The sequence below is a fragment of the Natrialba taiwanensis DSM 12281 genome (genome assembly GCF_000337595.1).
GTDB lineage: Archaea > Halobacteriota > Halobacteria > Halobacteriales > Natrialbaceae > Natrialba > Natrialba taiwanensis.
The window spans coordinates 70,675-83,234 of the sequence record NZ_AOIL01000052.1 but is presented as its reverse complement, the minus strand read 5'-3'; the positions used below and the strand labels follow the sequence as shown (position 1 = coordinate 83,234).

Annotated in this window: 12 protein-coding genes; 7 read left to right on the top strand and 5 right to left on the bottom strand. The window is 63.8% G+C overall.

What is annotated here, in order from left to right; genetic code table 11:
• Positions 1 to 88 precede the first annotated feature (88 nt).
• Positions 89 to 859, top strand: coding sequence for an ABC transporter ATP-binding protein (locus tag C484_RS15925; RefSeq protein WP_006826924.1), 771 nt, complete (start codon positions 89 to 91; stop codon positions 857 to 859).
• Positions 859 to 2,262 (top strand): ABC transporter permease, encoded by a 1,404-nt coding sequence (locus C484_RS15920; RefSeq protein ID WP_006826923.1) that lies wholly within the window; start codon positions 859 to 861, stop codon positions 2,260 to 2,262. The genes C484_RS15925 and C484_RS15920 overlap by 1 nt, the downstream gene beginning before the upstream one ends.
• A gap of 15 nt (positions 2,263 to 2,277) precedes the next feature.
• Here the strand turns inward: C484_RS15920 and C484_RS15915 are convergent, their stop codons facing one another.
• Entirely contained in the window at positions 2,278 to 3,009 is a 732-nt protein-coding gene (locus tag C484_RS15915; protein ID WP_006826922.1) for a DUF5518 domain-containing protein, read from the bottom strand.
• Between the two features lie 118 nt (positions 3,010 to 3,127).
• On the opposite strand from C484_RS15915, the gene C484_RS15910 reads away from it, so the two are divergent.
• Complete coding sequence (locus C484_RS15910; protein WP_006826921.1) at positions 3,128 to 4,228, top strand: thiamine ABC transporter substrate-binding protein; 1,101 nt, start codon at positions 3,128 to 3,130, stop codon at positions 4,226 to 4,228.
• A gap of 62 nt (positions 4,229 to 4,290) precedes the next feature.
• Positions 4,291 to 4,659, top strand: coding sequence for a hypothetical protein (locus C484_RS15905; protein WP_049915572.1), 369 nt, complete (start codon positions 4,291 to 4,293; stop codon positions 4,657 to 4,659).
• Between the two features lie 99 nt (positions 4,660 to 4,758).
• On the opposite strand, the gene C484_RS15900 is transcribed toward C484_RS15905, so the two are convergent.
• The gene (locus tag C484_RS15900) at positions 4,759 to 6,105 is read right to left on the bottom strand and encodes a tryptophanase (RefSeq protein ID WP_006826919.1); all 1,347 of its coding nucleotides are present in this window, start codon (positions 6,103 to 6,105) and stop codon (positions 4,759 to 4,761) included.
• 222 nt (positions 6,106 to 6,327) lie between these two features.
• A complete protein-coding gene (locus C484_RS15895) occupies positions 6,328 to 7,506 on the bottom strand; it encodes an aspartate kinase (protein WP_006826918.1) in 1,179 nt (392 codons plus the stop codon).
• A 226-nt stretch (positions 7,507 to 7,732) separates the two neighbouring features.
• Between C484_RS15895 and C484_RS15890 the strand changes: the two genes are divergently transcribed.
• Positions 7,733 to 8,176, top strand: coding sequence for a hypothetical protein (locus C484_RS15890; RefSeq protein WP_006826917.1), 444 nt, complete (start codon positions 7,733 to 7,735; stop codon positions 8,174 to 8,176).
• Positions 8,177 to 8,343: 167 nt separating this feature from the next.
• Positions 8,344 to 8,958 (top strand): TetR/AcrR family transcriptional regulator, encoded by a 615-nt coding sequence (locus C484_RS15885; RefSeq protein ID WP_006826916.1) that lies wholly within the window; start codon positions 8,344 to 8,346, stop codon positions 8,956 to 8,958.
• Positions 8,959 to 9,067: 109 nt separating this feature from the next.
• Here C484_RS15885 and C484_RS15880 read toward each other — a convergent pair whose 3' ends face one another.
• The gene (locus C484_RS15880; RefSeq protein ID WP_006826915.1) at positions 9,068 to 10,654 is read right to left on the bottom strand and encodes a DNA-directed DNA polymerase II small subunit; all 1,587 of its coding nucleotides are present in this window, start codon (positions 10,652 to 10,654) and stop codon (positions 9,068 to 9,070) included.
• A gap of 131 nt (positions 10,655 to 10,785) precedes the next feature.
• On the opposite strand from C484_RS15880, the gene C484_RS15875 reads away from it, so the two are divergent.
• Entirely contained in the window at positions 10,786 to 11,889 is a 1,104-nt protein-coding gene (locus tag C484_RS15875) for a S26 family signal peptidase (RefSeq protein WP_006826914.1), read from the top strand.
• Positions 11,890 to 11,972: 83 nt separating this feature from the next.
• Here C484_RS15875 and C484_RS15870 read toward each other — a convergent pair whose 3' ends face one another.
• Positions 11,973 to 12,548 carry a hypothetical protein gene (locus C484_RS15870; RefSeq protein WP_006826913.1) on the bottom strand — a complete coding sequence of 192 codons (576 nt, stop codon included), beginning with the start codon at positions 12,546 to 12,548 and terminating at the stop codon, positions 11,973 to 11,975.
• Between the last annotated feature and the right edge of the window lie 12 nt (positions 12,549 to 12,560).

Here is a 12,560-nt window from a genome sequence, read left to right as displayed (position 1 = left end):
TTGCTATCGATCGGTCTTTCCGGTCGCAGTCAGAGACGAACGCCACAGAGCGGCGAAGCTTTTTTATTTCGCCTGTCGTCGAACGCCCATGGCGACGGGGACCGCAGTCAGCCTTCAGAACGTCCGAAAGACCTACCAGCTGGGCGAACCGGTTCACGCACTCGACGGCGTCACACTCGAGATTCCGCGGGGCACCTACACCGCGATCATGGGACCGAGCGGCTCCGGGAAATCGACCCTGATGAACCTCGTCGGCTGTCTCGACACGCCGACCGACGGCACCGTCGTCGTCGGCGGCGAGGACGTGACGACGCTCGACGACCGCGAGCGAACGACCCTCCGCGGCACCACCGTCGGCTTCGTCTTCCAGACGTTCAACCTGATGCCGCGCCTGTCCGCCCTCGAAAACGTCGCGCTCCCCCAACTCTTCCAGGATGTCGGCCGTAGCACACGCCGCGATCGCGCGCGCGAGTTGCTGGAGCGCGTGGGACTCGGCGACCGAACCGACCACATGCCGAACGAACTCTCCGGCGGCCAGCGCCAGCGCGTCGCCCTCGCCCGCGCGCTGGTGAACGACCCCACGATCGTCCTAGCTGACGAACCCTCCGGAAACCTGGATACCGACACGGAAGCCGACGTGCTCGACCTCTTCGACGAGTTCTACGACGCGGGAACGACGATGCTCGTCGTCACCCACGAGCGCCACGTCGCCGAGCGCGCCGAGCGGATCGTCCACCTGTTAGACGGACGGATCGAACGCGTCGAAGAACTCGAGGCTGCCGGCCGCGATTCGGACGTAGCCCAGAGCCGACGAGACGGCGTCGACGGAACGGGAGCGGCGTCCGGAGCCGATCGCTAATGCGCCCGCTCGAGTTCGGTCGGCTCGCCTGGCGGGCGATTCGCAGTCACCGGCTCCGGTCGGCGCTGACGACGCTCGGAATCGTCATCGGGATCGCGGCGGTCATCGCGTTCGTCACGCTCGGGGCGAGCCTGCAGGCCGGACTCGTCGGCGATATCAGCCCGGACGATCAGCGGAACCTCTACGGCTGGGCCGCCGATCCCGACACCGAGGGNGGGGCGAGCCTGCAGGCCGGACTCGTCGGCGATATCAGCCCGGACGATCAGCGGAACCTCTACGGCTGGGCCGCCGATCCCGACACCGAGGGTGGGCCGCTTGCCGGGGCCCAACCGGTGTTCAGTCAGGACGACCTCGACGCGGTCAGCGAGCGCGACGGCGTCGACGCCGCCTACGGTTACATGCCGATCTCGACGCAGGCGCTGGTGTACGAGGGTGAACTCACGCCCCAGAGCGACGCGCTCGTGGCCGCCGGGCCGCCATACATTAGACCGGACACACTGGAGGAGGGGCGACAGTTCGAGATGGGCGAGCGCGAAGCGGTGATCAACCCCGCCGTCGCGGGCCAATTCGAGGAGAACGTCTCCGTCGGCGACGAGTTGACGATCGCGTTACAGGGCGGCCAGCAGACGACCGTCACCGTCGTCGGTATCACCGACACCTCCGAGGGGTTGAGCCCGTTCGAGGGGTTCGAACCGTCGCCGCGAGTCTACGTGCCGACCGATCCGTACTACACCGAGGAGGTCGAGAGCGTGACTGCAGGGCTCGGGGGTGAGAACGCATCGGAGAACGGTTCGAGCGCCGGAGGCGGCACCAGCGCCGGCGAGGACGCGCTCTTCCTCGCGATCGTCGTCCAGGCCGAATCGGCCGACGACGCTGACGTCGACCGCGCCCGCGAGAGCGCACTCGGGTACCTCGAGAGCGACGATTCCGATGCGAGCGAACTGCTCGGCGACGAACTCGCGGTGACAATGCAAACGAGTACCGAGTTACTGCAGCAATTACAGGACATCCTCGACTTGCTCCAGAGTTTCATCGTCGGCATCGCCGCCATCTCGCTCGTCGTCGGATCGATCGGCATCGCGAATATCATGCTGGTCAGCGTCACCGAACGAACGCGCGAAATCGGGATCATGAAAGCCGTCGGCGCACAGAACCGAGACGTACTGGGGCTGTTCCTGATGGAAGCCGTCGTGCTCGGCGTCATCGGCGCGATACTCGGAACCGCCCTCGGACTCCTCGTCGGCTATGCCGGAACCTGGTACATCGATATTCCGCTGGTCTATCCATACGGCTACGTCGCCCTCGCGATCGCCGTCGGCATCCTCGTCGGCGTTCTCTCGGGGCTCTATCCGGCCTGGCGGGCGGCGCGAACCGATCCGATCGACGCGCTTCGCTACGAGTGAGCCGCCATCGAGCGGTCACTCGAGTTCAGGATTACGGGTTTCGTCACTGTCGGAGCGCGAGTCGGACTCCGGTTCAGGTCCGGATTCGGATTCCTCATCACGGGATTCGTGCCAGCGAACGTCCGATTCTGTCCGGTCACGAGTTCGCGTTCGCTCCGCGTCCGGACGCTGCTCATGCGGGTCATCAGATCGAGACTGCGACCGGGGTCGGGCGCGGGTGAACTCGCCGCCGTCGGCATCGTCGGGACGGGATAGCGAGGAATCGGCTGCGTGCCGTGAGTCAGAACGGGTGCGAGTGTCCCCCGAGCGGCGCGAATGACGATCGTGGCGTCGGCGATCACGGCGGTCCGTGCCGATCGTCCGGTGCGTGCGCGCTCGTTTCTCGGGATATTCGCGTGCGAGGTACGAGCCGAGCATCCCGCCGAGTAACGAGAAGCCGACGGTATAGAGCAGGACGACCATCGAGATCATCGCGAAAGCGAAAAACACGATCGCGAAGCCTTCGGCCGGAACGGCAGCGCCGATTCCGAGTCCGATGAATCCCAGGACGAAGAGGACGATCCCGGCGAACGGAACGAACGTAATGGCACCTGCGAGCGCGCCGGCGATCGCCCCGTCTCGAGTGTCCGGCCCCTCGAGAAATCCGGCGATCGCACCCCCGAGTACGGTCGAGACGGGAACAAACAAGAGGGTCATGGCGGCAACGGCACCGATGAACGCGTGGATGACGGTTCGACCACTAACCATACCGTACGGACGACGGGCAACGAGAAAAGTGTCGGTGGTCAAAAGGGTCGATACCGCCGAGCGGGACCGTTCCGAATCGGGACAGGTCCTTAACCCCACCCGTCATAGGGGGACACTGATGAACCGACGGGTCTTCGTCCGCGGCGTCGGCGGCGGGGCAGTTGCCGGCCTCGCCGGACTCGCCGGCTGTCTCACCCGCAACGGCGAAACCGACGACCCAGCCATGGACGAGGGACCGCTCCGAGTCGTCACCTACTCCTCGATGGCAACAGGCCCGACACCCGCCGGGGAATGGCTTCGAGAAACCGTCGCGGACGAGTTCAGCGAGGAAGTCGAGTGGCTCGTTCCAGAATCGGGGCTCGACCAGTACATCCGACGAGCCCAACTCGGTGCCGATATCGACGCCGACGTGGTCCTCGGGCTCACCGCCGCCGAACTCGCGCTGGTCGATGCTGCACTCGACGACGAAACGCGGCTGTTCGCGTCCCTCGATCGCAGCCGACTCGAACACGCGGATCGCGTGCGGGCCACCCTCGAGTTCGAGGAGCCGCGCGACAGAGCGCTCCCGATCGACACCGGTTACATCGCGCTCGTCTCCGACAGTACCGAACTCGAACGGCCGCCGGAGACGTTCGACGACCTGCTCGCGGGCCGGTTCCGGAACGCGCTGTTGGCCCAGGATCCGCGAACGTCCGATCCGGGTCGGGCCTTTCTGCTGTGGACCGTCGCCGAGTTCGGGTCCGACTTCACGGCGTACTGGCAGGACCTGCTTGACAACGGGGTTCGGCTCTGTGAGGACTGGACCGACGCCTACAGGGACAGCTATCTCGATGGCGACCGGCCGCTGGTCGTCTCCTACTCGACCGACCGTGTCGCTGCCAGCGCCGCCGACAGGGACCTGCGACGCCATCGGATTACCCCGCTGAACGGGGCGGGCTACCGACAGACCGAAGGCGTCGCCCTCTTCGCGGACGCCGCGCGAACCGACCTCGCCTACGAGTTCGTCGATCTCCTGCTCTCGTCGGCAGCCCAGGCCGAACTCGCGACCCGAAACGTCCAGTTCCCGGCCGTCGAACCCGAATTCGTCGAGCTCGACGATCGGTTCCCCAGGTATGCACAGGAACCGCCGGAAACGGTAACGCTCGGGTACGACGACCTGCGCGGTGAACTCGACGGCTGGCTTGCAGCTGTGGCAGACGAATACGAATTACCGGAGTGACCTCTCGATCGAGTGAGAACTCGGTGCAGTTTTATGACGACGAGTGTGGTACGACGTTGCGCATGGCTATCGCACAACGGATACTCAGCGGCGATCCGTCACGGACATCGAAGCTCTACCTCGTGATCGGCGCGATCTCACTGGTCAAGGCGATCGCGGTCCGTGACGACAGGAATCGATTTCGACAGGAACTCACCGATGCCGGCCTGTTCATCGGTATCGGTCTCGCACTCCGGAAATACAGTCAGATGAAAGCGGAGAAACGATCGGAAATCGAGTCGCAGGTTCCCGACTGGGCGCTCGACGCTGCGGAATCAGCGGCGGCGAAAGAGGCGGTTCGAACGGCTGCGAAACGCGGGCTCCGACGCTCCAAGTCGGAGCCGGAGCCGACCGTCCGCGACCGAGCGCGGGGGCTCCTGCCGAATAGATAGCGATCTCGATCTTGCGGAGACTCTTCTCGATATGTGTGACTCGAGACTCGACATCGCGACGACCCGCAGGCGAATGTACGCCGTGTGGAAACGGCGTCCCTACGACGAGCGCGGCTCGAGTTCAGCCGTGAAGTGTCTGATCTCGGGCATCGCGGGATCGCTCGCGAGTTCGAGTCCGGAAACCGTCTCGCGCTTCTCGAGGACGGTTTCGGCAGTATCGACGACGTGCTCGAAGTGCTCGCGGTGGTAGGTTCGACGCGGGACGGCGAGGCGAACCAGTTCGGGGCGGTCGGTGTCCGGGAACGCGAAACTGCCGAGTTCGACGCCGCGAACGCCGCCCTCCCGGTAGAGTTCACAGACGAGCGCCTGGCCGGGGAATTCCTCGGGATCGAGATGCGGGAACAGAGCGCCGGCATCGAGGTAGACGGCGTGCCCGCTGGTCGGCGTGTACACCGGGAGGCCGGCCGCCGCGAGTCGCGCGCCGAACTCGCGGACCTGCTCGATTCGGTCCTCGAGATAGGCCTCATCGACGGCCTCGCGGAGACCGACGGCCATGGCGGCGACGTCCCGGCCGGCCATGCCGCCGTACGTCGGAAAGCCCTCGTAGAGGATCGCACGCTGCTTACAGCGGTCGAACAGCGCGTCGTCGTCCGTCGCGACGAAGCCGCCGGCGTTCACCAGGCCGTCTTTCTTCCCGCTCATCACGAGCGCGTCGGCGTAGCCGAGTTGCTCGCGGGCGATATCCGCGATGGTCGCCTCGCTGAACTCGTCCTCGCGCTGGCGGACGAAGTAGGCGTTCTCCGCGAACCGGCAGGCGTCGATGACGAACGTCGCGTCGATTTCGTTCGCGAACTCGCGAACTCGGCGGGTGTTTTCGACGCTGACGGCCTGGCCCGCAGCGGAGTTGTTCGTGATGGTCTGGATAACGAGGGGGATCTGATTGGCACCGACCTCGTCGACGACTGCGCGGGCACGCTCGAGCGAGAAATTGCCCTTGAACGGTTCTTCGGAGTCCGGATCGTGAGCGACCGCAACGGGACAATCAACCGGGTCAGCGCCCTGATTCGAGACGTGCGCGCGGGTCGTGTCGAAGTGGGTGTTGTTGAGTGCAACGTCGCCGTCCGAGAGGAGCGTTCCGTAGAGGACGTTCTCCGCGCCTCGGCCCTGGTGGGTCGGCACAACGTGGGAAAAGCCCATCACGTCTCTGACCGCGTCCTCGAGTTCGGCGAAGCTCCGGGAGCCGGCGTAGGATTCGTCGCCGCGGATCAGCGCGGCCCATTGGGCGTCGCTCATGGCACCGGTACCGCTGTCGGTGAGCAGATCGACGAAGACATCCTCGGAAGAGAGATTGAAGAGATTGTAGCCGGCGGCTTCGAGATTGCGTTCGCGCTGGTCTCGTGCAGGAAGTCGAATCCGTTCGACCATCTTCGATTTATATGCGACCATAACTATCTCCATATCACGGCCGCGATTGTGATCAAATCGATTGACGGGACCTGGATGCCGACGGTGCGAGACGGCAACCAGGGTACAGGTCAGGACAGTGGTGCACGGGTTCGCAGATCGGGTTCGGCGCGGCTGCGGGGGGGGATGGATAGCTGAACGGTAAAGAGCGGACTGAACTGTAGGGAGAACGTGAGGGCAGGTTGACCGAAGGACCGAAGCGCGTTAGAAGAGGTCCTGCGTCAGCTCGAGGGTCTTCTCGCGGTCGTCCCAGTCGACGAAGAGAGCGACGCTGGTCGCGCTCGTAATAACGTCCTGCAGGAAGATCCGTTCCTCGGCCAGCGGGGTGACGATTTCGCTGATGATCCCCGGCTGATTTGGCAGTTCGCCGCCGGTCACGCGGACGACGGCGACAGGCGAGTCGACGGTCACGCTCGAGAGTTCGTCCCGGGCGATGACCTCGCGGTGGAGGATGTTCTCGGCGCGTTCGGCCTCCGACTCGTCGATATAGAACGTGACGGTGTCCATGCCGCTGGCGACGGCGTCGATGTTAACATCGCTCTCGCTGAGAGCCGCCGAGAGGTGATGGAAGATACCCGGCTCGTTGCGGATCGCGCGGCCGGCGACAGTCAGACAGGCGAGGGGGCGCTCGCGCAGGTCGACGAGATTTTCGAACTCGCCTTGGATGCTCGTGCCGCCCGAGAGGAGATCGCCGTGTTGGTAGTGGACGACGCGAACGTCGAGGCCGCCTTCCTTGTACGACAGCGCGGAGGGGGCGACGACTTCGGCCCCGCGGAACGAGAGGTTTCGCAGTTCGTCGACGGAGATTTCGCCGACGTTTCGCGCGCCTTCGACGACCCGCGGATCGCCGGTCATGACGCCCTCAACGTCGGTGACGATGACGACCTCGTCGGCGTCCATGTACTTGCCCATCATGACCGCGGTGGTGTCACTACCGCCGCGGCCGAGCGTCGTAATCGATCCGTCGGGTCCCTCGGCAAGGAAGCCGGTGATGACCGGGACTGTCCCGTCCATCCCCTCGGCAACGGTCCGCGCGCGCCGACGGGTCTCCGGAACGTCCACCTCGCCGTACTCGTCCGTGACGACCGGCCAGCCGTCACTGCCGGGCTCTAAGAATTTGGAGTCAATGTCGCGGGCCGAGAGCGCGGCCTTGAGCATGCGAACGGAGGTCCGCTCGCCCATACTGACAATCTGGGCGCGGTCTGCCTCGTCGGTCTCGAAGGAGATCTCGTCTAGCAATTCGTCGGTCGTCGATCCCATCGCGCTCGCGACGACGGCGATTTCGTGACCGTCCTCGACGGCGGCGGCGACGGAGTCTGCGGCGCGGTTGATCCGATCGCCGCTTCCCAAACTCGTCCCGCCGAACTTGGCTACAACGCGCATACCGACACCTCATCCTCGTTCTCGACACGCGGCCGCGAGCGAATACTGGTGGCGTGGCTCATACTCCCCCCGTTACCAGAGCGGGCAGATAACTGTGTCCCCTTTCACGTATTTTTCCGGTGTTCTATCGCCCTGTGGTCGCCGAAAACCTCCCTTTTCGATCGTTCTAATACCGGACCGCGCCGCGGCTTGGATTTATATTTGTGCATGCCATTACCACACACTGATGAACGTACGGGATGCACTCGAAGCCGACGCGGACGCGCTGGCGGCAATCGCCGACTCCCCGACAGACGTGATGCAGAATCTCGTCCACGACCGCACTGTCCGCGTCGCAGAAGACAGCAGCCGCGACCCGAACGCCGACATCTCGAGTTCAGAGTCACAGTACAGCGGCTCCGATCCCGAGGACCTGCTCGGATTCATTAGCTTCGACGCGCGCGAGGACACCGTCCACGTCACGCAACTCGACGGGACGAGCGACGCCTGCAAACGCCTCCTCGCGGAACCGGTCCGATTCGCCGAGGGCGAGTCGATGGCCGTCGAAGTACTCGTCGCCCCCGAGACGAACTCGATCGAGACCGCCGCCGAAGAACTCGGCTTCAAGAAACAGGGTCGAGGACCGCAGTTCGACGGCTCGCCGACAGTACGGTTTCGACTCGAACCGTAGGGGTACCGCGAACTCTGCGCGTGAGCGAAGCCGCGGACGACAGACCGCCCGCCGTCCCGCCAGCGCCCGTCAGTTCGATGTGGGTCGTATCGATTGCGATTCGTCTCGCGCACGGGTAGCCGGAGGAAGTGGCAAGCTATATAGCTAGTAAATGAATGTTCATTCATATGGATGCACCCGATCCGTTCGAATCGTCACCCGACGAGACGCGCACCGAAATGATGAAAGCGACCTACGATGCGCTCCAGAAACACGGCTATTCGGACCTGACGATCCAGCGCATCGGCGACGAGTTCCCGAAGAGCAAATCGCTCATCTACCAGCACTACGACGGCAAAGATGAGTTGCTCGTTGCCTTCCTCGAGTTCCTCCTCGAGCGGTTCAAGGCCGACGTGCCGACCGACGGCTTCGACGACGCCCGCGAGCAGTTGCGGATGATCGTCGAGTACTCCCTCGGAAGTTTCGACTCGAACCACACTGACTTCCTCGGCGCGCTCACCGCCCTTCGCGGACAGGCACCGTACGACGACGCCTTCCGTACGCAGTTCGCCGATACGGACGACTTCTTCCGCGAGCACCTCGCCGACATCGTCCGCGACGGCATCGAGAGCGGCGTCTTCCGGCCGGTCGATCCGGAACGAACCGCCGCGTTCGTCGTTGCGACGATCAACGGCGCACAAATGCAACGCGTCACGACGGGAAACGACGAACCGGTTCGTGCCGCGCGAGACGAACTCTCAGAATACATCCGAACGCAGTTGGTCGTCGAAGAAGAGCCATAACTGCGGTTGATGCCGGGAATGCGACGGTCACTGCCGTCACCCGACGGAAACCGGAACCGGCGCGAACGGCGAGACGGACGCAAGCGACGCAAAGAACGCAACGAGCGGATCAGCTGAACTTCTGAACCGTCACGTCGAGCGTATCGAGGTCGACGATCGGCGCGTAACCGGAGTCAGGATCGATGTTGACGCTCTTCTGGAACTCGGTCTGGGCCTGCCAGCAGCCCGAGTTGATCGCGAGCACGTTGTGATACTTCCCGAAGCCGAGTTTGTGGACGTGACCGGTGTGGAAGATGTCGGGTACCTCGTCCATGACGAGGTAATCTTTCTCCTCGGGGGCGAGCCTCGTATGGCCCCCAAACTGCGGCGCGACGTGGCGTTTCTTGAGCAGCTGGTACATCGCCTTGTGCGGGTCCTCGTAACTCGCTTTCTCCTCCGGAAGTTCGGCGATTACTTCGTCCAGCGAGACGCCGTGATACATCAGGACGGAGACGCTCTCGACCGTCACCATCGACGGATTGCTCACGATCTGCGGATCGTGTGCGGACATGATGTCACGGAGCGTCTCATCGAAGCCCGGCTGCGGTTCCGCCAGCCGAACCGCGTCGTGGTTGCCCGGGATCATCACGATATCCAGATCCCCGGGCACCCGCTTGAGGTGCTCGTTGAATGCCTCGTACTGCTCGTAGATGTCGACGATATCGAGTTCGTCGTCCTGGTCCGGATAGACCCCGACCCCTTCGACCATGTCGCCCGCAAGTAACAGGTACTCGACGTGCTGGGCCTGCTCCGTATGCAGCCAGTCGGCGAAGGCGTTCCAGGCGTCGGCCATGAACTCCTGGCTGCCGACGTGGACGTCGCTGATCAACGCCGCCTGGACGTGGCGATCGGCCGTCGACGGCTCGTGCGTGCGGGGCACGTCGGGGAAGTACAGCGAATCGACGAACGCGATCCCCGCATCGTCCGAGAGCGTTCCCTCCATCGCCAGCACCTCATCACAGAGTAACTGATCGACCAGATCAGCGAACTCGCGGTCTTTCATCACGAGCCATGGAAAGGTCCCCGTCGCGTCTTCGAGTTCGATCAGCCAGTGGCCGCTCGCGGTCGAGCGGATGTCGTTGACCAGCCCGACCATCCCGGCCTCGCTCCCGCCCGGCATGCTCTGGATGGCCGTCGCGGGGCGGTGATTGACCCGGCCGCGGAGCTTGCCGCCGAGTCGGTCGAGTCGATCCCGAAAGACGGACACGAAATCCTCGTACGCGCCAGTCCCCGTGCTCTGGCCGGTCATGTCACCGGCGATTTCGAGCGACCGCTTCGAGAGGTCGACCTCGCGCTCGATGTGAGACCCCCCTGTTTCGACTGGAGAACCGACCGCAGAATCGTGTGTATCGGTTGTCTCTACTCCAGTTGAAGCAGAGGGTGATGTTCCGTTTCGAGTGCCCCCTTGTTTCGAGTCGAGCGGTTCGGACGGACGATCCGGATCGGTCGCCGGTGAGGGGCGCGCCGCGGCCGTCAGGACCGTATCGACATGGGCAGTTCGAACGACGAGTGCGTCTGCCGGCAGTTCATCGACGACGCGGTCGAGCACCGCGGGCGGATTCTCCGCCGACGCGATCTTCGTGACGGCCTCTCGCTCGGCGTTGTACCCGCGGCTCGTGAGTTCGCTGACGATCCTGGCTGCCCCCTCGAGTGGCACACGATTCGTATTCGTGACCGGAGAGAAAAGGGTAGCGGATCAGTTATCGTTCCCGGCGACGCGTTCGAGTTCGGACGGTCCGGGAGCCACGAGCAGAAAGTTGATTGCGAACCCCGGCAAAACCAGGGACGATGAGCGGCCCTGATTCGGGTGGTACCGATGACAATGGTGGTGACCGCAGTGGTGATGGCTCCGCGTGGGACGATACTGACGATCGTGGGCCAACTGACCGCTCTGACACTCCCGACCCCCCCGCACACACGACCGGCGGTGACGAGCGCGAGTACGACCGCGATCAACCGACAGGTCCGGCGGTGAACTCGGCCGAGACGAGTTCAGCGACCGAGACTGAAACTGAAACTGAGACGGAGACCGAGACCGAGGACGGGCACACGAGCGCTCGCTCGGGCGCACGAACCGGATCGAACGGGGGAACCACCGACAGAGATGGTGCCGGTGATGGGAGTGGTGTCACGATCGAGGACGACGGACTTATCCGCTGGTTCCTGCGGTCGGACGACGGCAGTGTCGTCGTCGTCAGAGACGTATTGAGCAGCGTTGCGATCGTCGCGGCGGTCGGATTGCTCCTGTTTGCTGTCAGCGGTATCTGGCCGCCGCTGGTCGCCGTCGAGAGCGGGAGTATGGAGCCGAATATGCAGCGTGGTGATCTCGTGTTCGTCGTCGACGACGACCGGTTCGTCGGCGACAACCCCATCGACGGGACTGGGATAGTCACGCGCGAGAACGCACAGGAGAGCGGGTACGACAAGTTCGGTGGCTCCGGTGACGTCATCGTCTTCCTCCCGAACGGCGATTCACGGCAGACGCCGGTGATCCACCGCGCCCACTTCTGGGTCGAGGAGGACGAAAACTGGATCCAGACGAAGGCGGACGAGGACATCGTCGGCGATGTGACCTGTAATCAGGTTCGCACCTGCCCGGCCCCACACGACGGGTTCGTGACAAAAGGCGACGATAACAGCGGGTATGACCAGTACAAGGGCGGTGCCAGGACGACTGTCGTCCGCCCGGACTGGGTCACCGGAAAAGCAATGTACCGGATTCCGTTACTCGGCCACATCCGCCTTTTCTTCGATAGCTTCTTCGGCGGTATGCTCGCGCCGTCGGTGCCCGGCGTCGCACCGTTCGGTCTCGCTAGCGTCGAGGCGGTGACCGGCGCGGGAGTCGGGGCAAGCGCCGGCCTCGTCGCTGTGGCGGGTCGGTATCGATCGTAAAACGACGGCAACACGCCCCGTTACCGACTGCGGTTCGATCCGTTCTTCTATGGCGACGATACGTCGACCATCCGCTTTACTTTTCAGTTCTCTCCGTCCGACGTAGATTCCGTTTCGTTCGCAGCGCCAGTCTCGTCCGCCGCATTCGTTTCATCTGCCGCATCGTCGTCCGCCGTCTCGGTCTCGGTTTCGGTCTCGGACTCGGTCGTGATCTCGACACTGATTTCCTCCCCATCTACAGGTTCGTGCTCTGTCGGATCGATCTCCTCTCCGTCGAGTCTGACCGAAATTTCCGTCCCCGACTCGCCCGCATCGTATTCCGTGCCTTCGATCGTCACGACAGGCGATCCGGATACCGTTTCGAACTCGAAGGAGGGAAGCAAGTCGATCCCTTCCGCAACCGTCACCGGTTCCTTGCCCTCCATGTACCAGCGGCCGTTCGATTCGTGGAGGTGAAAAGAAGCGGACTCGTTATCGACGTTTTCGGACTGGAACTGAGATTTCGTCTCGAACGATTCGCCGTCGACCGTGATCGCGATCTCGCCGTTCTTATTGATCCGATCGTTCGATCCGAACAGTCCGCCATTCGAGAGACAACCGCTCAGCGCGAGCATCCCACCGGTTGCACCGGCCATCGAAAGCACCGTTCGTCGTTCCATATGCTGTCGAAG

Bases quoted from the DNA above. Each gene is read 5' to 3' on its own strand.
- C484_RS15925 (WP_006826924.1), top strand. From the start codon at position 89: ATGGCGACGGGGACCGCAGTCAGCCTTCAGAACGTCCGAAAGACCTAC.
- C484_RS15915 (WP_006826922.1), bottom strand. From the start codon at position 3,009: ATGGTTAGTGGTCGAACCGTCATCCACGCGTTCATCGGTGCCGTTGCC.
- C484_RS15910 (WP_006826921.1), top strand. From the start codon at position 3,128: ATGAACCGACGGGTCTTCGTCCGCGGCGTCGGCGGCGGGGCAGTTGCC.
- C484_RS15905 (WP_049915572.1), top strand. From the start codon at position 4,291: ATGGCTATCGCACAACGGATACTCAGCGGCGATCCGTCACGGACATCG.
- C484_RS15900 (WP_006826919.1), bottom strand. From the start codon at position 6,105: ATGGTCGCATATAAATCGAAGATGGTCGAACGGATTCGACTTCCTGCA.
- C484_RS15895 (WP_006826918.1), bottom strand. From the start codon at position 7,506: ATGCGCGTTGTAGCCAAGTTCGGCGGGACGAGTTTGGGAAGCGGCGAT.
- C484_RS15890 (WP_006826917.1), top strand. From the start codon at position 7,733: ATGAACGTACGGGATGCACTCGAAGCCGACGCGGACGCGCTGGCGGCA.
- C484_RS15885 (WP_006826916.1), top strand. From the start codon at position 8,344: ATGGATGCACCCGATCCGTTCGAATCGTCACCCGACGAGACGCGCACC.
- C484_RS15875 (WP_006826914.1), top strand. From the start codon at position 10,786: ATGAGCGGCCCTGATTCGGGTGGTACCGATGACAATGGTGGTGACCGC.
- C484_RS15870 (WP_006826913.1), bottom strand. From the start codon at position 12,548: ATGGAACGACGAACGGTGCTTTCGATGGCCGGTGCAACCGGTGGGATG.